The sequence below is a fragment of the Arthrobacter luteolus NBRC 107841 genome, from assembly GCF_001552075.1.
GTDB lineage: Bacteria > Actinomycetota > Actinomycetes > Actinomycetales > Micrococcaceae > Arthrobacter_B > Arthrobacter_B luteolus.
The window spans coordinates 296,992-320,526 of the sequence record NZ_BCQM01000004.1 but is presented as its reverse complement, the minus strand read 5'-3'; the positions used below and the strand labels follow the sequence as shown (position 1 = coordinate 320,526).

Sequence of the window (23,535 nt, the reverse complement as noted above, 5' to 3'; positions counted from 1 at the left end):
AAAACCCGTAAGTTCATTCGAAAATCAGGTAGCCCGCTGTCCCCCAGCAGACCCAGTGCGGTCCACCACCTTGGGGCCCCGGCCGCACCCCCGTGTGTGCCCGGACACTGGCAGGGTGGGATAATCAATGGCCTAGGTAACACCAACAGCGAGGATGACCATGGCTTTGCTCGACCCGTCCATCTGGACAGGCAAGATTTACGTAAACGGCTGGCGCGAAGGCGGTGCGGGTACTTCAGACGCGCTGGAACCGGCCACCGGGAACAAGCTGGGAAGCTACGGCGTGGCCTCCGTGGAAGACGTCCTGTCCGCAGCCCGCACTGCGGCGGAAGCCCAGAAGGAATGGGCTGCCCGCCGGCCTGAGGAACGCGCAGCCGTACTGCGCCGGGCAGGTCTCCTGTGGGAAGAGCACGCCGAGGAAATCGGCACCTGGATTACCCGCGAAGCGGGCAGCATTCCGGCGAAAGCCGCTCTTGAAACGCACAGTGCCGCCAACGAATGCTACGACGCTTCCGCCCTTCCCGCCCTGCCGGCCGGCGAAGTGCTGACCAGCAACTCCAACCGCTGGTCGCTGTCGCGGCGCCGGCCCGCCGGCGTCGTCTCTGTCATCGCGCCGTTCAACTTTCCGCTGATCCTTTCCATCCGGGCAGTCGCTCCGGCCCTTGCCCTGGGGAACGCCGTGCTGCTGAAGCCGGACCCCCGCACGGCTGTCTGCGGCGGTGTCGCCCTGATGCGCGTCTTCGAGGAGGCCGGCCTGCCAGCCGGCCTGCTGTCGCTGCTCCCCGGCGGAGCTGAGATCGGTGCCGCGGTTGTTGAGGCCCCCGAGGTCAGGGTCATCGCGTTCACCGGATCCACCGGCGCCGGACGCAAGATCGGCGAGACCGCCGGCCGCCTGCTCAAGCGCGCCCATCTGGAGCTTGGCGGCAACAACGCCATGATCGTGCTGCCCGGAGCGGACCTGGCGAAGGCCGCGTCGGCGGCAGCTTTCGGTTCCTTTATGCATCAGGGACAGATCTGCATGACCACGGGGCGCCATATTGTCCACGAGGATATCTACGACGAATATGTAGCTGCCCTCACCGAGAAGGCCGAGCACCTTCCGGTGGGAGACCCGGCCGGAGGCCAGGCCGCGCTGGGCCCCATCATCGACGAAAACCAGCTCAAGAAGATCAACGGCATTGTGCAGGACGCCGTCGCTGCCGGCGCCCGCCTCACCGCTGGTGGAACCAGCGAAGCGCTCTTCTACCGGCCCACCGTGCTCGCCGATGTCACCCCGGACAACCCGGCCTGGACCCAGGAGATCTTCGGTCCCGTGGCACCGGTCATGAAGTTCTCCAGCATCGATGAGGCTGTGGAACTGGCCAACGCCAGCGACTATGGACTCTCCCTGTCCATCCTCGGCGACGTCGGAATGGCGATGGCAATCGCCGACCGCGTCGAATCCGGCAAGGTCCACATCAACGAACAGACAGTGAACGACGAATCCAACGCCCCCTTCGGCGGTGTCAAGGATTCCGGCAACGGCGGCCGCGTCGGCGGTGCCGCGGCGAACATGGAATCCTTCACGGAAATCCAGTGGCTCACCATGCGGCCGGAAATCGCTTCCTACCCGTTCTAGCCTTCCCGCAGCAGTGGATAAGCGGCGGCCGCCCGGCAGGGCAGCCGCCGCTTTTTCGCTGGCAGAACACCCCGGCTTAAGCTCAAGAATTCCACAAGAAATTCTTGCGGAAACATTGCGTTAACCGCGGGTCGAACTTGAGCGTTTGCCTAGGCAACGCTCTGTATCGTCCTACCCATCAGGCAAAAAGGTCCGAAGAAGTCCACACGGATCGAGACGACATTGGGGGAAACATGAACAGCTGGAACGCAGACACCGAAGTCCTGGTCAAGCGCTACACGGACACCCAGCGGGACAACCATGTTGCAGCCCTGTGCGCCGAATGCCGCCGCCGCCTCGTCCCCGAATGGGCCAATGACAAGCGTGCCACCGACCGGACCGGCTACTGGGTCATCCGCGGCTACCGCTACCCCGGAGTCCGCTGCTCCACCCACGAGCGCCGGCTCCTGCAGGACTACTACGGCACCCGGAACGACAAGGGCCAGGTTGTTCGGCACGTTGCCGGCTCCCGCGGCAAGACCACAGCTCCTGCACGCCGCACCCTGCGCCTCTTCGGCAGCAAGGTCCGCTCGGGCAGCTAACCAAGTCTTTCCCCAAGAAAGAAACCGCAGTATCCCCCAAGGAAAAATACTGCAAAGACGAGCCGCACAGTTGCATGTGCAGTGCTGACCGCCCGTCCGCGGAACGCACGTGGCTCGCCGCCCCGGTATCCACCCCAATGGATGCCGGGGTTTGGCTTTAACGGCCGGGGTTTGGGCAGCGCCGGACCGGCGCGGGCATCACCGCACTGCAATAGCTGCAGCGGACACGGCTGCAGGGCATGGCTGCAGGAAATTATGATGCCGCAGGAAAACAGGATGCTGCAGGAAATTCAGTTCCTGGCCAGCCGGGACCTTCGCCGAATGCTATTCGGCGTCCGGCCGGCGCACGCTGAGCAATGCCTTGATCCGCTCTTCCGCGTCGGGGACGTCGGCGGTGGCTGCCACATTGGCTTCTTCCACGGCGCGCACGACTTCGTTGCGCTGGATTCTTACTCCGCGCGGGGCATCAATGCCGATGCGGACACCGTCACCGCGTGAATCGAGCACGGTAATGACAATGTCATCCCCAATCAGGATCTGTTCTCCTGATTTCCGCGTTAACACGAGCATTTAGTCACTCTATCGCAAGCACCCGCCACACCGGCCGCCCAGGCGGGCCCCAATCCCGGATTTATCACAGCACCGCGGAGGGCGCTTCGGCGCCGTCGAGCCAGCCGACGGGAACACCCAGGCTGTTGACTGTCTGCGGTGTCGCGGTGCCCTCCAGGCCCTCGACGGCGGCAGCATGGACGACGGCGGCGCTGCGCACAGCTCCAACCCAGGCCGATGTGTCCTCGGGCTTCCGCCCCGCGTCCACGGCGACCCACAACTGATCCGGGGCCAGGGCAGCGATCAGCGTGGTGTGCCGTGCCAGTTCGCTGGTGCCCCTGCCGATCCCGTAGGCCAGGAAGACCGGGTGCCCGGCCAGGACGCCGGCGGCCCGGGCGGTTGCCACCGCCCGCCGGTCACCCGCGCGGCCCACACCGCCGCCGTCGACCCCGCCCGCGGCCCGCAGCGCCTGTGCGCTGAAACCGGCGGCGGCAGCCATCGATTCACACACCAGCATGGCGTCCTGCCCCAGCCCCACCACGATCACGAGGTCTCCTGCTCCGGCCAGCGGCACAGGCACTTCCATCCGCCCTGCCCGCGCGGGTGCTCCGCCGTCCGGGCCGGCCGGGGCCAGCTGCGGGAAAGCGAACGGAACAGGCGTGCGCGCGGAGTCCCGCGGCTGCAGCGGTTCCGGGGATCTGGCGGGAGCCCCCGTGTTCTGCGAGAGGTCCTCCATCAGCTCGGCAAACGCGTTGCTGCCCGTGGACACATCGGGCAGTGCCCGGGCCCCGGGCCGCTGGCTGCTTTCGGCCTCCTCGGCCATCGCCAGCAGCGCGCCGATCCCGGCCCGGCTGGGCAGGTCGGCTTCCACGGGAGCAGCCCGTCGTCCGCGCGCCGGCATTTCCACCGTGACCTCGTAGTGGTGCCGGGCCAGGAACCCGCCGATACCACCCACGCTCACTTTTTCGGCGGCGATGATGCGGGCCCGCGGCCCGTGCTCCGCGAGGACTTTCGCCTTCAGCGCGTCAAGGGACGGACCCTCAAGCTGAAATCGTCTCAGTTCCACGGATTACTCCTACAGTTTCAATGGACACGTTCGCTGCCGTGGCTTCCTGGTAGGAGAGCACGGGCAGGCCGTTGGCCTGGGCTGACACGAGGCGTCGGATGGCGGGCCGGAGCGCCGGAGCACACACCAGGACAGCGGTGTGACCTGAGTTCTCCACAGTGGCAACAGTAGTCTTAAGTGAGGAGATAATGTTCTCGATCCTGGCGGGGTCCAGCAGGATCTGGGTGCCCTGGTCCGAGGGCCGGAGCGATTCCAGCATGGACTGCTCCAACGCGGGATCAATCATAATGACGCGCAGCACGCTGCCGGTGACATACTGGGCGGCCAGCGCCGGTCCGAGGGCCTGCCGCGCAGCCTCGATCAGTCCTTCCGGATCGGGGGAAACCTTGGCCTTAAGCAGCAGGGACTCGTAGATGCGCGGCAGGTCATTGATCGGAATCTGCTCCGCCAGGAGACCCTGGAGCACGCGCTGCACCTCGGCCAGGGAGAGCACGTTCGGCACCAGTTCATCCACGGCGGACGGGTTGACCTGCTTAACGCCTTCGGTCAGGACCCGGACGTCCTCCCGGGTGAGCAGCCGGGCCGCGTTGGCCGTGATGATCGCCGAAAGATGCGTGACCAGCACCGATACCCGGTCAATCACGGTGGCTCCGGCCATTTCCGCCGCATGCCGCATTTCTGCGGGCACCCATTTGCCGGCCAGTCCGAAGACGGGTTCCACCGTCGCCATTCCGGGCAGCCCGTCCAGGAAATCCCCGAGAGCCAGGACCTTGCCCGCGGGCGCTTCCCCGCGGCCGGCTTCCACACCGGCAATGCGGATCACGTAGGTGGAGGCGGGCAGGTCCACACTGTCCCGCGTACGGACCGGCGGAACAACGACGCCGAGTTCCAGGGCAATCTTCCGGCGCAGCGCCCGGACCCGGGCCAGGAGATCGTCTGAACCGCCGGTGACAATGTCCACCAGGTCCGGTGAGAGCATCACTTCCAGGGCGTGGACCCGCATCTGCTCGATCAGGTCCTCCGTGGTGTCCGAGGCCGGGGCGCCGGTGAGCTGCGCGACGGCGCTGGACTCCGCGGCCTGGGCCTCGGCCGCCTCCCGGGCCTTGACCCGCTGGCTGGCGAAGATCAGCAGCGCACCGATAACGATGAACGGGATCTTGGGCATCCCCGGAATCAGGGCCATCACAATCGCGGCAGCACCGGCGATCATCAGCGCCATCCGGGACTGTCCCAGTTCCGCCGAGGCAGTGGACGCCATGTCCGATTCGGCGTTGGAGCGGGTGACGATCATGCCGGTGGAAACGGCCATCAGCAGGGCGGGGATCTGCGTGACCAGACCATCGCCGATGGTGAGCAGGGTGTACGTATCGATGGCCTCGCCAACACCCATACCGCGCTGCAGCATGCCGATGGCGATGCCGCCCACAATGTTGATGATGATGATGATCAGGCCGGCGATCGCATCGCCCTTCACAAACTTGGATGCACCGTCCATGGCGCCGTAGAAGTCAGCTTCAGCCGAGACCTCGGCCCGCCGTTCCCGGGCCTGGATATCGGTGATCAGGCCGGCGTTGAGATCCGCGTCGATCGCCATCTGCTTGCCCGGCATGGCATCCAGGGTGAACCGTGCACCAACTTCGGCCACACGTTCAGCACCCTTGGTGACCACCACGAACTGGATCACCACCAGGATCAGGAAGATCACCGCTCCGATGATCAGGGATCCGCCGACGGCGACATGCCCGAAGGCCTCGATCACCTGGCCGGCGTAGCCCTCGCCGAGCACCAGCCGGGTGGAGGCAACGTTCAGGCCGAGCCGGAAGAGGGTGGCGACCAGCAGCATCGAGGGGAACACGGAGAAGTCCAGCGGCTTCTTCACGAACATGGTGGTCAGCAGGATCACCAGCGCCAGCAGGATGTTGATGATGATCAGCACGTCCAGCAGCGGAGCTGGCACGGGGACCACCAGCAGCAGGATAATACCGATCACGCCCACGGGAATGGCGAGCTTCAGGAGGTTGCGGTTCACGGCGCGGCCTTACGGTGTTGTGGGACGGTTGCGGGGACGGTGGCGCCGGGTTCCGGTGCCATGGTGTGGACCCCCGCGGCGGCGCCGCGGTTCTTCAGGGCCATCACGAACGCCAGGACGCGGGCCACGGCGTTATAGAGTTCGAGCGGAATTTCCTGCCCCAGTTCGCAGGCCCCGTGCAGGGCCCGTGCGAGGGGGACGTCCCGGACCATGGGAACGCCCTTGGCCTCGGCTTCCTCACGGATACGCGCGGCGATCACACCGGCGCCCTTGGCCACGACGCGGGGAGCCGACTTTCCCGGCTCATATTTCAGGGCCACCGCCACGTGCGTAGGGTTCAGCAGCACGACGTCGGAATCACCGACGGCGGCCATCATGCGGTTCCGGCTCATCGCCAGTTGGCGGGAGCGGCGCTGGGACTTGATCAGCGGGTCGCCGTCGGTGTTCTTGTTTTCATCCTTGACCTCTTTTTTGGTCATGCGCGTTTTCTTCCGGTTCCGGCGCATCACCACCATGATGTCCGCGGCGGCCAGGGCCAGCCCGGCGGCGACGGCGAACTGCAGCAGGGTGGCGACTCCCCCGCCCGCCTCAACCAGCAGTGCGTTGATGGACATCCCGCCGGCTGTCATCAGGACCGGCATCAGGTTCTGGATAACGGCATAAAGCACCAGTCCAACCACGGCCGTCTTCAGCAGGGCTTTAACCCCGTTCCAGATGGCCTGCATGCCAAAGACCCGTTTCATGCCCTTAACCGGGTCGAACTGTTCGTACTTGCCCTTGAACTTCTTGAAGTGGATCCCGCCCTGCAGGGCGGCGGTGGCCAGCACTGCCGCAACCACCACGGAGAGCATCGGGCCCAGCACGTAAGACAGGGAGCCCAGTCCTTCCTGCAGCATCTGCAGTGCGGCCAGCGGACTCGGGGCCGCGGCAATGGCATCCACACCCATGAGGGTTTCGGCGCCCTTATCCGCGCCGCGGCTGATGGTCAGGGGCATCATCGCGGCGGCTGCACCCACCCCCACCCAGGCGGTGAGGTCATCGGACCGGGAGAGCTGACCCTTTTCCCGGACCTCCTTCATCCGTTTGGGGGTGGCGGCTTCGGACCGTTCCCCGGAGTCCTGGTCCGCCATTTAGCCCACCCCCGCCAGGGTGCGCACAATCTGCTGGACGAGCGCCGAGACAACACGGGGCAGGGCAACAAACACCACCGACACCAGCGTCAGCGTCAGCAAAATCTTCAGCGGGAACCCGAGCGCAAAGGCGTTCAGGGCAGGGGCCACCCGGGTGAGCAGCCCCAGTCCGGCGTCGGCCAGGAACAATACCACCAGCAGCGGTCCGGCGATCTGCACGGAGGCAACGAACATCTGGCTGACCGCGGAGATCATTGCCTGCGCCGGGTCGGAGAGGTCTATCCCGCCGGCCAGCGGCAGGGCGGTGAAGCTGCGTGCCAGCCCGGCGATGATGAGCTGGTAGCCGTCGGAGGCAAACAGCAGGGCCAGTGCCGTGATCTGGAACATCCGGGTGAACTGGGCACCGTTGACCATGGACTGCGGGTCGAACCCCTGGGCCAGCGAAAAACCGCCGAACAGGTCGATCAGCTGCCCGGCGGACTGCACCGCGGAGAACACGATCAGGACCAGGAACCCCAGCACGGCGCCGACCACGAATTCCAGGACCAGGCTGGTGATGTAGGCGGCGGTGCCCAGGTTGGTGTACCCCTCTGAAACCTGGGGCGACACGGCCAGTGCCAGGCCGATGGCCAGCATGGCCTTTACCCGGCCGGGAAAGGCATTGTAGGAAAAGGGCGGGGCGATGATCAGGAAGGCAACCATCCGAACGCCCGCGAGCATCACCGCTTCCAGCCATGCCTGGTCGATGGTGATCGACATGTCATCCCCCGCCGAGCAGGGATGGAATCTTCTCGAACAGCTGCTGTGTGAAGGTCACCATTTCGGTGATCATCCAGTGCCCGCACACCAGCAGGGCGATGCACACTGCCAGAGCCTTCGGCACAAAGGACAGAGTGACTTCCTGGATCTGGGTGATCGACTGCACCAGCGAGACGGAGAACCCGACCACCAGCGCGGTCAGCAGCACCGGTGCGGCAAGTTTGGCCGCAACCCACAGCCCCTGGAGCCCGATGTCCAGGACGGCATTGGTATCCATCAGCCTCCGCCCTGATAACTGTTGACCAGCGAGGTGATGATCAGGCCCCAGCCGTCCACCAACACAAACAGCAGGATTTTGAAGGGCAGGGAAATCATGACCGGCGGGAGCATCATCATGCCCATGGACATCAGTGCCGCGGCCACCACCAGGTCGATGACCAGGAACGGAATGAAGATGACAAAGCCGATGATGAACGCTGCCCGCAGCTCGGAGATCATAAAGGCCGGGATCAGGGTCAGCAGCGGAACGGTCTCCGGGCTTTCCGGGTTCGGCTGGCCCGCTGCCCGGGTCATCAGCGCAATGTCCTCTTCACGGGTATGGGCCAGCATGAACTGCTGCAGCGGCCCGGCGCCGGTGCCGAGGGCGTCGTTAAAGGTGAACTCGCCGTTCAGGTAGGGCTGCACGGCCAGCGTGTTTATCTCCGTCAGGACCGGAGCCATGATGAACAGGGAGAGGAACAGCGCCAGCCCGGCCAGGACCTGGTTCGGCGGAATGGAGGGCAGCGAGAGCGCGTTGCGGGTCATCGCCAGCACCACGAAGATCTTCGTGAAGGACGTCATCATCAGCAGCAGGGCCGGTGCCACCGAGAGCAGCGTAATGCCGATGAGCGTGACGACGGCGGTGGAGGGGGTTCCGTCCAGGCCGTTGATGTCCACGGAAAAACCGCCGGTGTCCTCCGGGGCGTTGGGATCGCCGGGCGCGGTGGGAGCTGTTGGGGGTGCCGGGTCGAACGTAGTCGCGTGCCCGGCGGCTGCGCCGGCCAGCATCAGCAGGACGGTGGCGGCAAGGACCAGGACGGCGCCGAGGATGAACCTGTGCAGCCGGCCGCCGGCGGCGGACGGCGGCAGTGCCTGCTGTGCGCCCGCGGGTGTGGTCACAGTGCTCATTCCCGGCGTCCGCGGCGGAGGAACGCAGCGCTCTGGCGCCAGGTATCGGGTGAAAGGATCGACCCGTTAAGCACTGATGTGCCCTCGGCCGGACCGCTGCGGCGGGTGTCCCGCCGGCGCGGCAGGCCGCCGTCGGGCGCCGGTCCGGATTCCTGCGCAGCGCGGGAGGCATCGTGGAGCGAAGCCGCGAAGACGGTGTCCGGGGCCTCTTCCTCCACTGCCTCGGAAGTGTGCAGGACGTTGACGGACGCTTCCGTGACGCCGAGCAGGAAACGCTGCCCGCCGGTCTCGAGGACAACAACGGAAGCCTTGGGGCTGATGACCTGACGGCTGAGGACGCGGATAGGAGCCTCCGGACCGCTGGAGACGCGGCCTCGGATGAGCCGGCGCTGGAGCCACCACAGGAGCCCCAGAACCACACCGAGCGATACCAGGACCCGCAGCGCCAGGACTGCGGAATCGTCCATTTAGCCCAGTCCCTCAGCTACGTCCAGGATCTTGGTGATGCGCACGGCATAGTCCTGGTCCACAACAACGATCTCGCCGTTGGCGATCAGGCGGCCGTTGAGCAGGATGTCGGCGGGGGCGCCGGCTGAGCGGTCCAGTTCCACCACGCGGCCCGGTTCCAGGTTCAGGACGTCGCGGACCGCCATACGGGTCCGGCCGATCTCCACGGTCAGGGCCATTTCCACGTTGTTGATGCGCCCGAGCTTGCCCACAACCGACTGCTCGGTGCCGGTGCCGGCGGCGCTGCCGGAGCGCAGCCGGACCGCGAACCAGCCGGCGGTGCCTTCCGGGCCACGGAGCTCGAAGACTGAGGAATCCATGTGGCCGAACAGGGACGAAGCGTCATCCGTCCGCGCGTCACCGAGCACGCCGGCGCCCAGGGTGGAGCTCGCGGCTTCCAGCGCCGGGCGCAGGACATCCGCGGCGGAGATCGCCGGGGAGTCGGTGCCGGCAACATCGGAGACGGTCGCGGCGGACAGCAGCACCACAGCGAGGTCAGCGGAAACGGATCCGACGAAGGAGGCCGTGACGGCCTGCCCCATCTGATCCAGCGGCAGGCCCAGCACCGAATGCGGGACCGGCTGCAGCGGGGTGGGAGTGGGCAGCAGCCGGACGAGGGCAGCGGCAGCTTCGGTGTACTGGGCCAGTGTGGTGCTCATGAGTTGTTCTCCTCGGTGCTTACGATGACTCCGGCCAGGCGGGAACCGCTGGCCCCCACCGCGGCTTGGGCCAGCGTCTGGCCATCGACCGTGACGTTCAGCGGCCGGTGCTGCGGGTGTTCAAGATTCAGGACGTCGCCCACGGCAAGGTTCAGGACCATGCCCGGCAACACGCGGATCGGCGTCAGCTGCAGTGAAACGTCCACCGGCAGGTTGGCCAGTTGTTCGGTGATCAGCTCGGCCGGAGTGGCGTCGGAGGTGTTGGGCCGGACCGGGCCGAGCTGGGGCAGGATGGCCTCCGCGGGCAGGGCAACCGTGGCCGGGGCCGATGCGTCCCCAACCACCATGTCGAAGCGGGCCACGATCATCGGCACCGTCGATCCAGCCGCCTGGGCGAACTGCGAGTTGTACTGGATGGACGACGGCGAGAGCGGTGCTGCCAGCAGGCTGCCGAGGGCGTAGTGCAGGTCCTCGAGCGCCTCATCCATGATCCGGCTCAGGAGTGCCTGCTCGATGTGGGTGAGTTTGCGCTCCGGTGTCGGCTCGTTGCCGGTCCCGCCAAGCATGTGCCGCACCCAGGACAGCGCGGCTGCCATCGGGAACTGGATCACTGCTTTGGCCGAAATGTTGGGCATGGAGAACAGCACCATCCCGGTGTGTTCCGGCAGGGCGGCCACATACTCGTCGTAGGTCATGGTCTGGACCTGTTCGGAGGTGACCTGGGAGAGAACCCGGACCTTGGCGGTCAGCTGGGTACCCCACTGCCGGCCGAAGGTTTCGAAGGCCATCTCCAGGACCCGGGCGTGCTCGCGGGCAAGCGTCGTCGGACGGCGGAAGTCATAAACTTCGACCAGCCGGGAGGCTTTTGGGGGCGCGCCAAGAGGCGAATGTTGCTGGACCGTCACAGGGAAAACTATCGGCTGCGGCGGCCCCGCCGTTAGTGGTTGGAGGCGGGCAAAACTTCCTCGTCCCGGCTGGCCTCGGTGGCTGGTTCGGCGGACGGCTCCGGGAAGATGATCTGGCCGTCGACGATCGCGGGCATCAGCTGCCGGACAGCTTCGGACTGCCCCGAAAGCACCACAATGTCCACACGCCGGTTCTGGGCCCGTTCCTCGGCCGTGGCACCGGCCGTCAGCGGCCGGGATTCGCCGTAGCCCACAGCCTTGATGCGGCTGAAGTCGATGCCGCCGGGATCCATCAGGTAGCGCAGCACGTGGACTGACCGTGAGGAGGAGAGCTCCCAGTCCAGGGCGGAATCAGTGAACTGGCGGACCTGGGCGGTGTGGCCTTCCACCGAAATGTCGTAGGCGGTGGGCTCCAGGATCGGGCCGATCACGTTCAGCACGCCGCGGGCCTGCGTGGTCAGGTCCGCAAGGTCCGGTTCGAAGAACATTTCCGAGCTGACCAGGCGGATGGTCAGCCCTCGCTCGTCAATTTCAAAGCGGACATCATCCTGCAGGCCCTTGGTCTCCAGGCCATCCTGCAGCTGGTCCCGCAGCGCAGTGAGGTCCTTGACCTCCAGAGCTGCCTGCATTGCAAGGTCGGCGTCGGGATCCACGACCTCTTCGTTGTCGACCATGGACGGCGGAACAACCACGCCTTTGGCGGTGTCCACCGTGTTGCTTTCCTCCATGCCGAAGCCGGTGGCCAGGGAGGCCTTGAGCTGCTCGAACTTGGCCTGGTCCACGGTGGACATGGCGAAGAGCACGATAAACATGCACATCAGCACGGTGACCATGTCCATGTAGGACGCCATCCAGCGCTCATCCGGGTGCTCGTCCGGCTCCTCCTTGCGCCGGCGGCGGTTGGGGGCGCTCACGCTGCTTCGCTGGTCTCGCGGGCCGGGGCGGTCAGTTCATGGGCAGGAACCATGGCGCGCAGGCGTTCGCCCAGCAGCCGTGGCTGGCTGCCGGCCTGGAGGGCCAGGACACCCTCCATCAGCAGGGTCATCTGTTCCAGTTCCAGCTCGCTGAGGCGTTTGAGCCGCTGGCTGATGGGCAGCCAGATGAAGTTCGCCGACAGCAGTCCCCACAGGGTCGCGACGAACGCCGTGGCAATCATCGGGCCAAGCGTGGCGGGGGTGGAGAGGTTCTCCAGCACGTGGGTCAGGGACACCACGGTGCCGATAATGCCGATGGTCGGCGCGTAGCCGCCCAGGCTGTTGAAGAATTTGGTCGCCACTTTGTCGCTGGAGGCCTTGGTGTTGATCTCGTCTTCCAGCAGGGTCCGCAGCTCTTCGCCGTCGGTGCCGTCAGCGATGTTCTGGAGAGCCACCTTCAGGAAGGGATCGTTCACTTCCGCGGCGTCGGCTTCCAGGGAGAGCAGGCCTTCGGAGCGCGCCTTTTCGGCGAGCGAAACCACCCTGTCGATGGTTTCCTGCGGGCGCGGCTTCTTGCCCATAAAGGCCCGGGGCAGGGCCTTGAAGGAGAAAATGAAGTCCTTCAGGGTGCCTCCGGCCAGGCCCACCGCGATGGTCGCACCAAAGACCAGGATCATGGGTGCGGGCAGCAGGATGGAGGTGAGGTGCGCGCCTTCGAGGGTGATCATGGCGTAGAGCGACCCGAAGGCGAGCACTAAGCCGATTATTGTGGCCGGATCCATTATTTGTTCCTCGGACGAAGGGGCACGGTCTTGGTACTGCTTTCACTGATGGCCGCCGTCCCCCCGGCGCCGGCATCCGGAACCAGTCCGAGCCCGGTTCCCGGCCGGAGCGGGACCTGTGGCAGGTCCCTGGCCATGGAAATTACGCGGGCGCGGAACTGGGCTATCAGAGCTATCACTTCGTCCATGGACTCCGTGACGATGTACTTTGCCCCGTCCACCATGACCAGCGTGGTGTCCGGGTTCGAGTGGACGCGCTCAATCAGGTCAGGGTTGATCGCAAACTGAGCATCGTTCAGTCGCGTAAGAACAATCATTGGCCCGTCCCCTGTTGCGGCGTCCGGCTTGCATAAGCCGTCACCCTTACTTTCGGCAGACGCCCGGTATCGGTAAGGAAAGGGCAGGCCGGCACCGCCTTCGTTGGTCGCCGCCGCTGTTGGCCGGCGCCGTCGTTGGCCAACGCCGTCGTTAACCGCCAAGGAGGCCGCGCACCGAAGTGCGCGGCCTCCTTGGCAGGTGGTCCGGTTTAGCGCTTGAGGTTGGTCAGTTCCTGGAGCACTTCGTCCGAGGTGGTGATGATTCGGGCGTTGGCCTGGAACCCGCGCTGGGCCACGATCAGGTTGGTGAATTCCTGGGAGAGGTCCACGTTGGACATTTCCAGGGAGCCGGCTACAGCGTTGCCCATGCCGGGATCACCCGGGCCGCCCAGGACCGGGTTGCCGGAGTTGACGGTGGCGGTGAAGCCGGAGTTGCCGGCCTTCTCCAGGCCTGCGGGGTTGGTGAAGGTGGCGACGGCGATGCGGGCCAGGGCCTGCTTGGCACCGTTGGTGAAGGAACCGATCAGGGTGCCGTCCTTGGAGATGGAGAAGGACTCCAGGGTTCCGGCGGCACGGCCGTTCTGCCCGGTGACCGAGGCCGTGCTGACGCCGGCGTAGCTGGTCAGCCCGGCCAGGTTCACGGCAACGCCGTTGACGGTCAGGCTGGCCGGGTTGCCCGCGTTCTGGACACCGTTGGTGAAGCCGAGCGACGCCGTGGTGGCGCCCGGAGCCGAAACGTCCCAGCCGGTGGCCGTGCGGGTGAAGGTCAGCGAGACCACCGTGGCAACACCGTTGGCGTCGTAGACGTCCATGTCACGGACGATGGTGCCGGCAGCTACCGGCGGCACGGCAGCCGGATCGGCGGGCTTGGTTTCCGAGGGCAGGTTTCCGCCCATGGTGGCAGTGGTCGTGGCGATGGCCGGGGCGATCGCGCCGTCCGGGAGGACCACGTTGCCAACGGCTCCGCCGGTGTTGATAACACCGTTGACGCCGGTCCAGCCCTGGACGATCTTGCCGTCCGTGGTGACCAGGCGGCCGGCGGCATCAAGGTCGAAAGACCCGGCCCGGGTGTAGGTGGTCTCGGTGCCCTGCTTGGTGACGAAGTAGCCGTCTCCGGAGATCATCAGGTCCGTCGCGCGGCCGGTGGCCTGGGCGGAGCCCTGGGTGAAGTTGGTGGTGATGCCGGAGACCAGGACGCCGAGGCCAACCTGTGCCGGGTTGCCGCCGCCGTTGTTGGCGCCGGGAGCCGTGGCGCCCTGCGTCAGCTGCGAGAGGGTGTCCTGGAACTGGACGGCATTGGCCTTGTAGCCGACGGTGTTCACGTTGGCGATGTTGTTGCCGGTGACGTCGAGCATCGTCTGGTGCGCACGGAGACCGGAAATTCCGGAGTACAGGGAGCGGAGCATGGGATACGCCTTTCAGCTGAAGGTTGTGGAGACCGTTTGCGAAGTATGGGAAGTAGGAGAAGAAAAGGAAGGGCAGCGAAAGCGCCCCGGTTACGCCGTTGTGCCCGGCGTTCCGGTTCCGGAGCCGGAACCGCTGCCAGAGCCGGAATCGTCACCGGGATCCGGGGTGGTCTTCGGTGCCACCACACCGGAGATCGCATCCAGCAGGACGTCCACGCCATCCACGCTGACCGTTGGCACCCCGTACTTATAGGAGACAGCGGTGGCGGTTCCGCTGACCGATTCCCCGGCCTCGTTGGTGTACGTCACCGTCTGGCCGATCAGGCCGGCAGCGGCCATGCGCATCTGCAGGGAGAAATTCTCCTCGCTCATGGTCGCCATGTTGGTGAGCTGTTCCATGGTGGCCAGATTGGTGGTTTGGCTGATCATTTCGTTGGTGTCCATGGGCGAACTCGGGTCCTGGTTGCGCAGCTGGGTGACCAGCAGAGTGAGGAACAATTCACTGTCCATGACCTGCTTTGGCACCCGGGTGGGCTGTTCGGTGGTGGCCGCGTTAGGCGCTGAAACTGCTTCTACCGGCATGGGTGGATCTCCTTCTCAGGCCAGGATGTCGAGGGTTGTTACCGAGCCGTGGGCCACGGGACGGAAGGCTTGCTGCAAGGGCACCGGAGCGGCCTCCGGGTCCGCGCCGGGTGCGGCACCGGTAGGGCCGCTGCCGGGCAGCTCCTGGCCCGGTCCGCCGCGGCTGTCCGGGCCGGTGCCGGGCTGGTCCTGCGTTGACAGGGAAAGCGAGGTGCTCAGTCCGGAACCTGACAGGTCCCGGCGCAGATCGGTAAGGATGCTCCGCAGCGCTTCCCGCCCGGCGTCGTTGGGAGCGAAGAGCTCCACCCGGATTCCGTCCGCGCTGACGTGGGCGCGGACAGTTACGGGACCCAGGTTCTCCGGAGTGACGCTCAGCGTCATCACGTGGTCCCCCGGCGCTGCCGAGCTGAGACTGAAGAGGGGCTGCGCCACCTGGGTGAGCAGCGGAGCCGGCTGGGCAACCGGTGTCTGAGCCGGTGCGGCCGCCATCGGCTGTACCGGGGAGGGCTGGACCTGCAGCGCCGGAACGGCTGCGGCCGGTGTATGTGCCGCGGGTGCGGCCACCGCAGCTGCGGGGTCAGGGTCCGCTGCCGGCGCCGCCGGAGCGGCGCTTGTGGAGGCGGTGGCTCCCTGCAGGGTGCCGGAGGCCGGGCCGGTTGCAGCGGCCAGGGATGATTCACCGGAGGCGGCTGCGGCCTGCACCAGTGCGGGCGCGGACGCGGTGGCCCCTGCGGTGCTGGCCCCTGCGGTGCTGGTTCCGGCCTGCGGTACCGCACCGGCAGGACGTTCGTCGCCCGGCACCGGGTCCGGGTTTTCCGGATCCGCGGCGGCTGCCATACCTTCCGAGGCTGCCGCCAGGGCAGCGGCCGCTCCGGCCTGGGGTCCGGCCGCCGCAGTTCCCTGCGGGGCGTGCAGTGCCACGGACGGCGGAACGGGCACCGGCGCGGTTCCGGAAAGGGGTGTGGCTGCGGCCGGTGTGCTGCCAGCCGCCTGGGCCGTGGCGGTTCCGGACAGCTCTGCGGCTCCGGGCAGCTGGGCGGTTCCATCGCCCAGGATCCCGCCGGCTGCGGCCGGGTTAAGCCCGCCCGGCTCTGCCCCGGGAGACCCCGGCAGCGGTGCCGGGACGGCAGCGGAAGCCGGGAAGCTGAACCCGGGAACAGCCGGAACGCTCTCTGCGGGGGCTTCCGCTGTCTCTGGGCTTTCCACCGGTGCTTCGATGGGCGTTTCCGCTGCCGGACCCGTGGCCTCGCCGGCCAAGGCTGCCTGGAGTGCGGATCCGAACCCCGTGCCGCCGTCGTCCGGTGTGCCGGCAGAAGGCCGTCCGCCTGCGGGGGCGGCCGGGCGGGCGGTCAGGAAAGCTGCGGGGATGCTCATGCCGTCCCTCCCAGCAGGGAAGCCTGCATGGCCCGGGCCGAGGCAACCAGGTCCGTGACCGCGGTGCTGGTGAGAGCCGATGCTGCCTGCGGCGACGCCGCGGTTTCCGTCGGGAGGATGCGGCGGATGGTGGTGATGTTGGCGTCGGTTTCCCAGGCGTCGCGGATCTGGATCGTCTGGCCGGGCTGCGGTGCGTCCACGGCTTTGCCGTTGCCAAGGTAGATAGCGACGTGCCCGCCGTCGTGGCTGAAGAGGAGGTCACCGGGCTGGGCTTCGGCCAGTGAATTGACCTTGGTGCCGCTGTTCATCTGGTCCCAGGTGACGCGGGGCAGGCTGTAGCCGAGGTCTTTGAAAACGTTCTGCACGAAGGAGGAGCAGTCCAGCCCCACGGCCGGGTCATTGCCGCCCCAGATGTAGGGCAGGCCAACGTACTTGTCCACGGAAGCCATCAGCGCTTCGTTCGTTGCCCCGCCGGTCCCGGCGGACGCTGTTCCGGTCACGGCGGAAAGCGCTGCTGCGAAACCGCTGCTGCTTCCGGCGACCGCGGTGCCCGTCGTGGACGAACCGGTGCCGGCAGCGGCAGCCGCGGCCGCCGGAGCCGTTCCGGAGAGCGCGTCGATCGTGGAGCGGATCTCCTGGATCCGGCCAATCGCATCGGTCATGCTCATCTGTTGGCTTCTTTCTGCCGGCGGTGCCAGGTGGTGCCGGCAAGTTCGTCCAGGACGGCCTGTTCGGTGCGGAGATCCTCCACGGCCAGGGCATCCGAATGCTTGGTCTCGAGTTTTTCCAGGCCCACCGAGCGAGCCCGGGCAGCGTGGAACTCGGCCTGGGCGGTGTTCACGGCCGTGCTGTCCAGCGCCTCTGCCGCCAGCAGGTCTGCCAGCATGCTCCGTGAGGAGGCGCGGGCCGCGGCGATGGCGGTCAGGGTGGCGGCGTCGGCTGCCTCCAGCGGTGAGGCGGCCAGCGCGTCATAGGCTTCGCTGCGCGCGCCGGCGCTCTGGCGGAGCTTCGCGTTTGCCGCCGCGAGCGACCCGGCGGCGCTGTCCTGCTGGAGCCGGCGGAGCCTTAGCAGTCCGGCGAGCGGAAAGTCCCGTCCCATCGTTATACCCCCAGATTCTGTGTGAGCCGATGCAGCTGGTCCCAGGCGGACGCGGCCGGTGTCTGTTCATCCATGCGCTGCTGCAGGAAAGCGTTAATGGCGTCTTCGTGGTCAACCGCGGCGTCCACCAGCGGATTGGATCCGCGCTGGTAGGCCCCGACGTCGATGAGGTCCTGGGCGGACCGGCGGGCTGCCAGCACCCGGCGCAGGCCGGAAGAGGCCTGGCTGCGGTCCTTGGGGTTAACCCGTGACGCGACGCGGGAAATCGAGCCGAGCGCATCGACGGAAGGGAAGTGGCCGGCGACGGCGAGCTTGCGGTCCAGCACCACATGGCCGTCCAGGATCGACCGGGCGGAGTCCGCGATGGGCTCGTTGTGGTCATCGCCGTCCACCAGCACGGTGTACATACCGGTCACGGAACCGGTCTTGTCCGTTCCCGCACGTTCGAGCAGCTGGGCCAGCAGGGAGAAGGTCGAGGGCGGGTAGCCGCGGGTCGCCGGCGGCTCGCCGACGGAGAGCCCGATTTCCCGCTGGGCCATGGCCACCCGGGTCAGCGAGTCCATCATGAGCATCACGTCGGCGCCCTGGTCGCGGAAGGATTCGGCGATGCGGGTGGCAACAAAGGCGGCGCGCAGGCGCATCAGCGCCGGCTCGTCGGAGGTTGAAACAACCACGATGGAGCGGGCCAGGCCTTCTGCGCCCAGATCGTCCTCCAGGAATTCACGGACCTCACGGCCGCGCTCCCCCACCAGGGCGATCACCGACACCTCTGCGTCCGTTCCGCGGGCGATCATGGACAGCAGCGAGGACTTGCCCACGCCGGAGCCAGCGAAGAGGCCCATGCGCTGGCCCTTGCCAACAGTGGTGAGTGTGTCCAGGACCCGCACGCCCAGCTGGAGGGGCTCGGTGATCCGGGAGCGCTGCATCGCCGGCGGGGTGTCGTGGTCCAGGGGAACGTACTGCTCCACCTGCAGCGGCCCTTTGCCGTCGATCGGCCGGCCGAGTCCGTCAATGACCCGCCCGAAAAGCCCGGCGCCGGTGGGAACGCGCATCGGCATGCCCTTGGACCGTGCGGGGCTGCCCGCGGTGAGCCCGGCGAGGCGGCCGAAGGGCATGCAGCGGACGCCGTCCCGCGTCGCGGCAACAACCTCGGCGTCGACGGCGGTTTCCGGGGTGCCCAGGCTGACCAGGTCCCCGACGGCGCAATCCAGGCCGGTCACCTCGACGCTGAGTCCGACGACGGTGGAGACTTTGCCGACCCGCTGCGGACGGGCCGCGGCCAGGGCCTGGCCGAAGGCTTCCGGGTTGGGCCGCCAGCTCACCGGCTGCGTCACCCGCTGCTGGTCCCAGCGCCGTTCGCGGCGGCTCACCGGCGCTTCTCCGGGTGAGGTGTCCAGGGCGGGAGCCGCCGTCGATGCGGGCGATGCGGTGAGGGTCATGCCCGTTCCCCCAGCAGGGCAGCCTTGGCACGGGCCAGGGCGGAAGCGAGCGTGGCGTCCAGGAAGCCGTCAGGGAACTCCGTCACCGCGTCTCCGCGCTGCAGGCCGGGATCCGGGGTGAACATCACCGCCGCATTGTTCAGCGTGTCATTGTCCAGGACCGCCAGGTCAGCCGGGTGCATCCGCACGGTGTGCACCAGGCGTGTATCGACTCCGGCCAGTGCCCGGTCCAGGGCGGCGCGGGCGGAGGACTCGCCGTTGGCCAGTTCGCGGCCCAGCAGTGCTTCGGCCAGTTCCAGCGCAGCGGCGGCCAGGGAATCCTGGACTTCAGCAACATGCGGAACGGTGAGCTGGGCCAGGCTTTGTTCCGCGGCGTTGAGCAGCTGCAGTGCGTGGTCGGCGCGGGCGCGGAGGGCAGCCGTCTCGGCGTCGAACCGGGTTTTCAGTTCCGTCCGCAGCCGCGCGGTCTCGGCTGCTGCGGCATGCATTCCCGCTGCGTAGCCTGCGGCATGGCCCTGTGCTTTTCCGAGCTCGGCGGCACGTTCCACACCATGGCCGCCGCCCAGGGCGGGGTAGGCCATGCGTGAGAACGTACGTTCCGGGGACTCAGTAGACATACTCTTCCTCGTCCGCGTGGTGGATGGTGATCGCACCCTGGGCCTCCAGGTCGCGGATCGCCCGGACGATCGTGGCGCGGGCCTCCTCCACCTGGGACAGGCGGGCCGGACCCGACGCGGCGATTTCGTCGTCGAGAATCTCCCGGTTGCGCTCGGAGACGTTGCCGCGGATGGTTTCCAGCACCGTCTCGTTGGCGCCCTTCATGGCCAGGGCCAGCACGGCGACGTCGATGCCGCGCAGCACCAGCTGCACGTCGCGGCGTTCGAGCTTGGTGAGGTCGGCGAAGGTCAGCATGCGCGAACGCACTTCCTCTGCCAGTTCCGGATCGCGGGCGTCCAGGGCGTCCAGCAGGGCCCGCTCGGTGGCGGCGTCGGCCCGGTTGATGATGTCAACCAGCGGCTGGATGCCGCCGATCTGGTCGGCTGCCTCGCGGGCAGCGCCGACGGCCGTGGCACGGGCCTTGAGCGTTTCCGCGACAATCCGGATTGCTTCCGGCGTGGCACGGGACATGTTGGCGATGCACTGCGCGACCTCGGTGCGCAGCTCCTCGGGGAAACCGCCGATCACGGCGGAGGCCCGCTGCGGACGCATGTGCGCCAGGACCAGGGCGATGGTCTGCGGCAGTTCGTTTTCGAGGAGGCTGACAATCTGGACGGCCTCGGCGCGTTCGAGGAACTCGAAGGACTTGCCCGCCATGGAGGAGGCGAGCCGGTCCATCACGCCGGAGGCGCGTTCGGTGCCGAAGGAAGCCTCGAGCAGGCCCATGGCGACGTCGCGGCCGCCGTGGGCGCGGCGCCGGCCGTCCACCGTCATGTCGTAGAACTCGTTGATGACGCTTTCGACGACGGCGACGTCCACCCGGCGCAGGTTCACGATCTCGGCGGCGAGTTCCTGGGCCTCAGCCTCAGTGAACTGCTGCAGCACGGTGGCCGCACGCGAGGTTTCGAGCTGCATCAGGACGACGGCGGCCTTCTGCATGCCGCTCATCTTGGGCAGGGCAGGGCTGGGTGCCTGCGGCCGCAGGGCCGGAACTGCCGCCGTCGGGGCCTCCGGCGCACTCAGCCTGGTGTCCGGTTCCGGAACGGTGGCCAGTGCGGTTCCCGATGTCTGCTCGCTCATACCCGCTGCCCCTCGTCCATGAAGTTACGCAGGTAATCCGCGGTGCGCACCGGGTCCTGAAGGGCCAGGTGGTCAAGTTCTTCGAGTTTGCGTTCGGAATCAGCGGCGTTAGCCACGATGCGGAGCGACGCCGTGTCCACGGACGGTTCCAGGGCCTTCTTGACCGGCTCCTGGGCCAGCATGGCCAGCCCGGCGGGCGGGGCCAGCGGATCAAGTTCGGGCAGGATGCCGATGTCCACGGCCTGGCGGTTCTGCCGGCGGGAGCGCAGGGCGTAGGCGACCAGGGCCAGGATAACGGCCAGGACAATGCCCGCGGCCAGGATGCCGGTGCGCAGGAGTTCAGCGCGCCGTTCGGCTTCCTCGGCGGCCTCGGCCGCGGCAAGGGCTTCCTGCGCTGCCTCGGCTCCGCTGGCGTTGAAGGCAACCATTTCCACGGTCAGTTCATCCCCGCGGGCCTCATTGATGCCCGCGGCGTTGGCCACCAGGGCGCGGAGATCCGCAACGTTCATACCTGCGGCGGTGGCGGAGTTCAGGGCCACGGAGATGGTCTGGCGGTTCAGGGCACCGGCAGGGATTTCCCGGGTTTCGGTGATCTTGTTGACGGCATTGTTCTTGGTGCTGGACTCGGAGGTGTAGTTCCCGTCGTCGGTTCCGCCGTCCGGCACCGCGATGTTGTCCGGTCCCAGGATGCCGGCGGCGGTGTTGCCGTTGCTGCCGGTGTATTCCTCGGTGGTGGTGGCTTCGTTCAGCGCCGGGTTGCCCTGCGGGTTGGTGAAGGTTTCCTCCACCCGGTTGGCGGATTCGTAACTCATGTCCGCGGCCACGGCCACGGTCGCGTTGCCGGGGCCCACCACCTGGTCCAGCATGCCCTGGACGGAGGCGGCGATCCGCTGTTCGTAGTCCGTGGCCTGCTTATCTGCCGTTCCGGTGGCCCCCACGCCGACGGCGGAGAGGACAGTGCCGGAGGCATCGATGACGGCGACGTTGGTCGCCTTCATCCCGTCGATTGCGGCGGAGGTGAGGTGGACGATCGCCTGGACCTGATCTCCGGTGAGCGTGACCCCGTTCTCCGTCTCGATGAACACGGAGGCCGTGGGATCCACCTTTTCCGAAACAAAGACCGTCTCTTCGGGGAGGGCAAGCTGCACGGACGCGGTTTTTACGCCGTTGAGCGCACCCACGGTTTTCGCGAGTTCGCCTTCGAGCGCACGCTTGTAGGTCACGGACTGCTGAAACTCGGAGGATGTCACGCCCATGTTGTCCAGCAGCGAATAACCTCCGGTGGAGGAGGCGGGCAGCCCGGCGCCGGCGGCCTTGAGCCGCTGGTTATAAACCTGCTGTTCCGGCACCATGATGGTGCCGCCGCCCGCAGTGATCTCATAGGGCACGCCGTCAGCCTGCAGCTGCTCCACGATGGTGTTGGCGTCAGAGGCCTGCAGCCCGGAGAACAGCGGAGTGTAGGAAGGCTTGGTGGCCCAGCTGGCCAGGGCAAAGATCCCCAGGGCCAGGACGGCGATGCCAATCAGCGCCAGCGTTTTCTGCGCCAGGGTGAACTGGCCAATGGTTTTTCCCAGACGGCCAAAGGCCGCGTTCACCTGCGTCATCAGGCCTGCATCCGCATGATTTCGTTGAACGCATCAACGCTCTTGTTACGCACGGCGGCCACGAGTTCGAGCGTGACGGAGGCACGGGTAGAGGCAATCGAGGCCGCATGGATGTCGTCCAGGTCCCCGGTTACGGCCTGCACGGCAAGTTCCTTGGAAACGGAGGAAAGCTGCTGGACGTTGTCCACCGCTCCGGCGAGGGAGGTGGCGAAGCCTGAACCGTCCGTGGCCGGTGCGGACGCGGCCGTGTTCTCCAGGTACGCGGTGGGCAGTGTGCCGGAAACGGCGCCGATGGCGGGAATGGGCATCAGGAGCGTCCAATCTGGAGTGCAGCTTCGTAGGTGGCTTTGGCCCGGTCAACGACGGCGGCGTTGGCTTCGTAGCCGCGCTGCGCCATGATCAGGGCGCTCATCTGCTCGGACATGTCGATGTCCGGGTAGCGGACGTAGCCTTCGGCATCGGCGAGGGCGTGGTTGGGCTCGTAGACCATGCGCCCTTCGGCGCTGCCGTACTCCACACCGGAAACATAGACGCCGGTGTTCTCGGCGCCTTCCTGGGCCAGCACATAACGGGCCTGGAACGCCGAGCCGTCGGTGCTGGAGGCGTTGTTCATGTTCGCCAGGTTGTCCGAGACGGCGTCGAGCCATTTGCGGTGGACGGTGAGGGCGGAGCCTGCAATCCCGATAGCGTCGAAAGTCATTACTGGCTCCTCATTGCGGTTCGGAGGGAGTTGGCCTCTCCCCCGACTGCCTGGGCGGCGAATTGGAATCGCAGCACGGTGTCGATATTGGAAAGTGTCTCGGTGTCCAGGTTGACGTTGGAACCGTCCAGCCGGGTGGGCTCCAGCGACCGGGCGGTGGTGGCATCGGTGAAACTGGCGCTGCCGGCCTTAACCGACTTGGCAAGTGCGTCTTCGAAGCTGACGCGCTGGGCGTGGTAGCCGGGCGTGTTCACGTTGGCGATGTTGTTCGCGATGGCACGCTGGCGCAGGGAGAGGCCGTTAAGGGCACTCTGGAGTGCAACCGAAGACACGGAATCGAACACAGGGAAAACCCGCTTCATATGGGGGGACAGAGCGGCCGATCCGTGGCCTGTTGCAGTGAGCTATCCATGCTCACTGGTGGCTATCGGCGGATTACTCGAATATGTAAGTACTTTCCCCGCGCCTCTAAGTAGTTTTCAATCAGCAACCAGGTAGGAAAAGTGAGCAGGTTTGAAGAAGCCTGTCTGAGCCCGCCGCAGGTAACGTGGCAGGACGGCTTGGATTTGCGCGCCGCACCTGCTGAAGCACTCGGTTAAGTCCGAATGAAT

27 protein-coding genes are annotated in these 23,535 nt (G+C 66.8%); 2 read left to right on the top strand and 25 right to left on the bottom strand.

The features are described 5' to 3' along the window. Nucleotides 1-160: 160 nt before the first annotated feature. Nucleotides 161-1,618: a benzaldehyde dehydrogenase gene (locus AL3_RS10130; RefSeq protein WP_066300130.1), complete on the top strand. Its 1,458-nt coding sequence runs from the start codon at nucleotides 161-163 to the stop codon at nucleotides 1,616-1,618. A 233-nt stretch (nucleotides 1,619-1,851) separates the two neighbouring features. Further along, nucleotides 1,852-2,199, top strand: coding sequence for a hypothetical protein (locus AL3_RS10125; protein WP_066300128.1), 348 nt, complete (start codon nucleotides 1,852-1,854; stop codon nucleotides 2,197-2,199). A 324-nt stretch (nucleotides 2,200-2,523) separates the two neighbouring features. Here the strand turns inward: AL3_RS10125 and csrA are convergent, their stop codons facing one another. From csrA to AL3_RS10000, 25 genes are all read right to left on the bottom strand, one after another. After that, nucleotides 2,524-2,769, bottom strand: coding sequence for a carbon storage regulator CsrA (gene csrA / locus AL3_RS18090; RefSeq protein ID WP_083521648.1), 246 nt, complete (start codon nucleotides 2,767-2,769; stop codon nucleotides 2,524-2,526). Between the two features lie 64 nt (nucleotides 2,770-2,833). After that, on the bottom strand, nucleotides 2,834-3,814 hold the full coding sequence (locus AL3_RS10115; protein ID WP_066300122.1) for a hypothetical protein: 981 nt from the start codon (nucleotides 3,812-3,814) through the stop codon (nucleotides 2,834-2,836). Further along, on the bottom strand, nucleotides 3,789-5,843 hold the full coding sequence (locus tag AL3_RS10110) for a flagellar biosynthesis protein FlhA (protein ID WP_066300119.1): 2,055 nt from the start codon (nucleotides 5,841-5,843) through the stop codon (nucleotides 3,789-3,791). The genes AL3_RS10115 and AL3_RS10110 overlap by 26 nt, the downstream gene beginning before the upstream one ends. Then, complete coding sequence (locus AL3_RS10105; RefSeq protein WP_066300117.1) at nucleotides 5,840-6,973, bottom strand: EscU/YscU/HrcU family type III secretion system export apparatus switch protein; 1,134 nt, start codon at nucleotides 6,971-6,973, stop codon at nucleotides 5,840-5,842. The genes AL3_RS10110 and AL3_RS10105 overlap by 4 nt, the downstream gene beginning before the upstream one ends. Continuing rightward, nucleotides 6,974-7,732: a flagellar biosynthetic protein FliR gene (locus tag AL3_RS10100; RefSeq protein ID WP_066300115.1), complete on the bottom strand. Its 759-nt coding sequence runs from the start codon at nucleotides 7,730-7,732 to the stop codon at nucleotides 6,974-6,976. Nucleotide 7,733: 1 nt separating this feature from the next. Then, nucleotides 7,734-8,009 (bottom strand): flagellar biosynthesis protein FliQ, encoded by a 276-nt coding sequence (gene fliQ / locus AL3_RS10095; protein ID WP_066300113.1) that lies wholly within the window; start codon nucleotides 8,007-8,009, stop codon nucleotides 7,734-7,736. Further along, entirely contained in the window at nucleotides 8,009-8,899 is an 891-nt protein-coding gene (fliP, locus tag AL3_RS10090; RefSeq protein WP_083521647.1) for a flagellar type III secretion system pore protein FliP, read from the bottom strand. Before fliP ends, fliQ begins: the two co-directional genes overlap by 1 nt. Next, nucleotides 8,896-9,366, bottom strand: a complete 471-nt coding sequence (locus AL3_RS10085; protein ID WP_066300111.1) for a FliO/MopB family protein — start codon at nucleotides 9,364-9,366, stop codon at nucleotides 8,896-8,898. The genes fliP and AL3_RS10085 overlap by 4 nt, the downstream gene beginning before the upstream one ends. Next, nucleotides 9,367-10,065 carry a flagellar motor switch protein FliN gene (fliN, locus tag AL3_RS10080; RefSeq protein WP_066300109.1) on the bottom strand — a complete coding sequence of 233 codons (699 nt, stop codon included), beginning with the start codon at nucleotides 10,063-10,065 and terminating at the stop codon, nucleotides 9,367-9,369. Continuing rightward, on the bottom strand, nucleotides 10,062-10,970 hold the full coding sequence (locus AL3_RS10075; RefSeq protein ID WP_246168617.1) for a flagellar motor switch protein FliM: 909 nt from the start codon (nucleotides 10,968-10,970) through the stop codon (nucleotides 10,062-10,064). Before AL3_RS10075 ends, fliN begins: the two co-directional genes overlap by 4 nt. A gap of 32 nt (nucleotides 10,971-11,002) precedes the next feature. Continuing rightward, on the bottom strand, nucleotides 11,003-11,884 hold the full coding sequence (locus tag AL3_RS10070; protein ID WP_255220894.1) for an OmpA/MotB family protein: 882 nt from the start codon (nucleotides 11,882-11,884) through the stop codon (nucleotides 11,003-11,005). Further along, on the bottom strand, nucleotides 11,881-12,666 hold the full coding sequence (locus AL3_RS10065) for a motility protein A (protein ID WP_066300106.1): 786 nt from the start codon (nucleotides 12,664-12,666) through the stop codon (nucleotides 11,881-11,883). The genes AL3_RS10070 and AL3_RS10065 overlap by 4 nt, the downstream gene beginning before the upstream one ends. Continuing rightward, nucleotides 12,666-12,983, bottom strand: a complete 318-nt coding sequence (locus tag AL3_RS10060) for a flagellar FlbD family protein (protein WP_083521646.1) — start codon at nucleotides 12,981-12,983, stop codon at nucleotides 12,666-12,668. Before AL3_RS10060 ends, AL3_RS10065 begins: the two co-directional genes overlap by 1 nt. A 209-nt stretch (nucleotides 12,984-13,192) precedes the next feature. Continuing rightward, nucleotides 13,193-14,389, bottom strand: coding sequence for a flagellar hook protein FlgE (locus AL3_RS10055; protein ID WP_066300103.1), 1,197 nt, complete (start codon nucleotides 14,387-14,389; stop codon nucleotides 13,193-13,195). A 90-nt stretch (nucleotides 14,390-14,479) separates the two neighbouring features. After that, on the bottom strand, nucleotides 14,480-14,971 hold the full coding sequence (locus tag AL3_RS10050) for a flagellar hook capping FlgD N-terminal domain-containing protein (protein WP_066300100.1): 492 nt from the start codon (nucleotides 14,969-14,971) through the stop codon (nucleotides 14,480-14,482). Nucleotides 14,972-14,986: 15 nt separating this feature from the next. Continuing rightward, entirely contained in the window at nucleotides 14,987-16,345 is a 1,359-nt protein-coding gene (locus AL3_RS10045) for a flagellar hook-length control protein FliK (RefSeq protein WP_066300097.1), read from the bottom strand. Continuing rightward, on the bottom strand, nucleotides 16,342-17,013 hold the full coding sequence (locus tag AL3_RS10040; RefSeq protein ID WP_083521645.1) for a C40 family peptidase: 672 nt from the start codon (nucleotides 17,011-17,013) through the stop codon (nucleotides 16,342-16,344). Before AL3_RS10040 ends, AL3_RS10045 begins: the two co-directional genes overlap by 4 nt. Then, nucleotides 17,010-17,444 (bottom strand): flagellar FliJ family protein, encoded by a 435-nt coding sequence (locus tag AL3_RS10035; protein WP_066300095.1) that lies wholly within the window; start codon nucleotides 17,442-17,444, stop codon nucleotides 17,010-17,012. The genes AL3_RS10040 and AL3_RS10035 overlap by 4 nt, the downstream gene beginning before the upstream one ends. A 2-nt stretch (nucleotides 17,445-17,446) precedes the next feature. Continuing rightward, nucleotides 17,447-18,883: a FliI/YscN family ATPase gene (locus AL3_RS10030; protein ID WP_083521644.1), complete on the bottom strand. Its 1,437-nt coding sequence runs from the start codon at nucleotides 18,881-18,883 to the stop codon at nucleotides 17,447-17,449. After that, nucleotides 18,880-19,500 carry a FliH/SctL family protein gene (locus AL3_RS10025; RefSeq protein ID WP_083521643.1) on the bottom strand — a complete coding sequence of 207 codons (621 nt, stop codon included), beginning with the start codon at nucleotides 19,498-19,500 and terminating at the stop codon, nucleotides 18,880-18,882. The genes AL3_RS10030 and AL3_RS10025 overlap by 4 nt, the downstream gene beginning before the upstream one ends. Beyond that, nucleotides 19,490-20,488: a flagellar motor switch protein FliG gene (fliG, locus tag AL3_RS10020; protein WP_066300259.1), complete on the bottom strand. Its 999-nt coding sequence runs from the start codon at nucleotides 20,486-20,488 to the stop codon at nucleotides 19,490-19,492. The genes AL3_RS10025 and fliG overlap by 11 nt, the downstream gene beginning before the upstream one ends. A gap of 128 nt (nucleotides 20,489-20,616) precedes the next feature. Beyond that, the gene (gene fliF / locus AL3_RS10015; RefSeq protein ID WP_066300091.1) at nucleotides 20,617-22,224 is read right to left on the bottom strand and encodes a flagellar basal-body MS-ring/collar protein FliF; all 1,608 of its coding nucleotides are present in this window, start codon (nucleotides 22,222-22,224) and stop codon (nucleotides 20,617-20,619) included. Beyond that, the gene (fliE, locus tag AL3_RS10010; protein WP_066300088.1) at nucleotides 22,224-22,532 is read right to left on the bottom strand and encodes a flagellar hook-basal body complex protein FliE; all 309 of its coding nucleotides are present in this window, start codon (nucleotides 22,530-22,532) and stop codon (nucleotides 22,224-22,226) included. The genes fliF and fliE overlap by 1 nt, the downstream gene beginning before the upstream one ends. Continuing rightward, complete coding sequence (locus AL3_RS10005) at nucleotides 22,532-22,924, bottom strand: flagellar basal body rod protein FlgC (protein WP_066300085.1); 393 nt, start codon at nucleotides 22,922-22,924, stop codon at nucleotides 22,532-22,534. The genes fliE and AL3_RS10005 overlap by 1 nt, the downstream gene beginning before the upstream one ends. Next, nucleotides 22,924-23,268, bottom strand: a complete 345-nt coding sequence (locus tag AL3_RS10000; RefSeq protein WP_066300256.1) for a flagellar basal body rod protein FlgB — start codon at nucleotides 23,266-23,268, stop codon at nucleotides 22,924-22,926. The genes AL3_RS10005 and AL3_RS10000 overlap by 1 nt, the downstream gene beginning before the upstream one ends. Nucleotides 23,269-23,535 lie beyond the last annotated feature (267 nt).

Bases quoted from the DNA above. Each gene is read 5' to 3' on its own strand.
- AL3_RS10130 (WP_066300130.1), top strand. From the start codon at position 161: ATGGCTTTGCTCGACCCGTCCATCTGGACAGGCAAGATTTACGTAAAC.
- AL3_RS10125 (WP_066300128.1), top strand. From the start codon at position 1,852: ATGAACAGCTGGAACGCAGACACCGAAGTCCTGGTCAAGCGCTACACG.
- csrA (WP_083521648.1), bottom strand. From the start codon at position 2,769: ATGCTCGTGTTAACGCGGAAATCAGGAGAACAGATCCTGATTGGGGAT.
- AL3_RS10105 (WP_066300117.1), bottom strand. From the start codon at position 6,973: ATGGCGGACCAGGACTCCGGGGAACGGTCCGAAGCCGCCACCCCCAAA.
- AL3_RS10100 (WP_066300115.1), bottom strand. From the start codon at position 7,732: ATGTCGATCACCATCGACCAGGCATGGCTGGAAGCGGTGATGCTCGCG.
- fliQ (WP_066300113.1), bottom strand. From the start codon at position 8,009: ATGGATACCAATGCCGTCCTGGACATCGGGCTCCAGGGGCTGTGGGTT.
- fliP (WP_083521647.1), bottom strand. From the start codon at position 8,899: ATGAGCACTGTGACCACACCCGCGGGCGCACAGCAGGCACTGCCGCCG.
- AL3_RS10085 (WP_066300111.1), bottom strand. From the start codon at position 9,366: ATGGACGATTCCGCAGTCCTGGCGCTGCGGGTCCTGGTATCGCTCGGT.
- fliN (WP_066300109.1), bottom strand. From the start codon at position 10,065: ATGAGCACCACACTGGCCCAGTACACCGAAGCTGCCGCTGCCCTCGTC.
- AL3_RS10065 (WP_066300106.1), bottom strand. From the start codon at position 12,666: ATGGATCCGGCCACAATAATCGGCTTAGTGCTCGCCTTCGGGTCGCTC.
- AL3_RS10060 (WP_083521646.1), bottom strand. From the start codon at position 12,983: ATGATTGTTCTTACGCGACTGAACGATGCTCAGTTTGCGATCAACCCT.
- AL3_RS10055 (WP_066300103.1), bottom strand. From the start codon at position 14,389: ATGCTCCGCTCCCTGTACTCCGGAATTTCCGGTCTCCGTGCGCACCAG.
- AL3_RS10050 (WP_066300100.1), bottom strand. From the start codon at position 14,971: ATGCCGGTAGAAGCAGTTTCAGCGCCTAACGCGGCCACCACCGAACAG.
- AL3_RS10045 (WP_066300097.1), bottom strand. From the start codon at position 16,345: ATGAGCATCCCCGCAGCTTTCCTGACCGCCCGCCCGGCCGCCCCCGCA.
- AL3_RS10040 (WP_083521645.1), bottom strand. From the start codon at position 17,013: ATGAGCATGACCGATGCGATTGGCCGGATCCAGGAGATCCGCTCCACG.
- AL3_RS10035 (WP_066300095.1), bottom strand. From the start codon at position 17,444: ATGGGACGGGACTTTCCGCTCGCCGGACTGCTAAGGCTCCGCCGGCTC.
- AL3_RS10030 (WP_083521644.1), bottom strand. From the start codon at position 18,883: ATGACCCTCACCGCATCGCCCGCATCGACGGCGGCTCCCGCCCTGGAC.
- AL3_RS10025 (WP_083521643.1), bottom strand. From the start codon at position 19,500: ATGTCTACTGAGTCCCCGGAACGTACGTTCTCACGCATGGCCTACCCC.
- fliG (WP_066300259.1), bottom strand. From the start codon at position 20,488: ATGAGCGGCATGCAGAAGGCCGCCGTCGTCCTGATGCAGCTCGAAACC.
- fliF (WP_066300091.1), bottom strand. From the start codon at position 22,224: ATGACGCAGGTGAACGCGGCCTTTGGCCGTCTGGGAAAAACCATTGGC.
- fliE (WP_066300088.1), bottom strand. From the start codon at position 22,532: ATGCCCATTCCCGCCATCGGCGCCGTTTCCGGCACACTGCCCACCGCG.
- AL3_RS10005 (WP_066300085.1), bottom strand. From the start codon at position 22,924: ATGACTTTCGACGCTATCGGGATTGCAGGCTCCGCCCTCACCGTCCAC.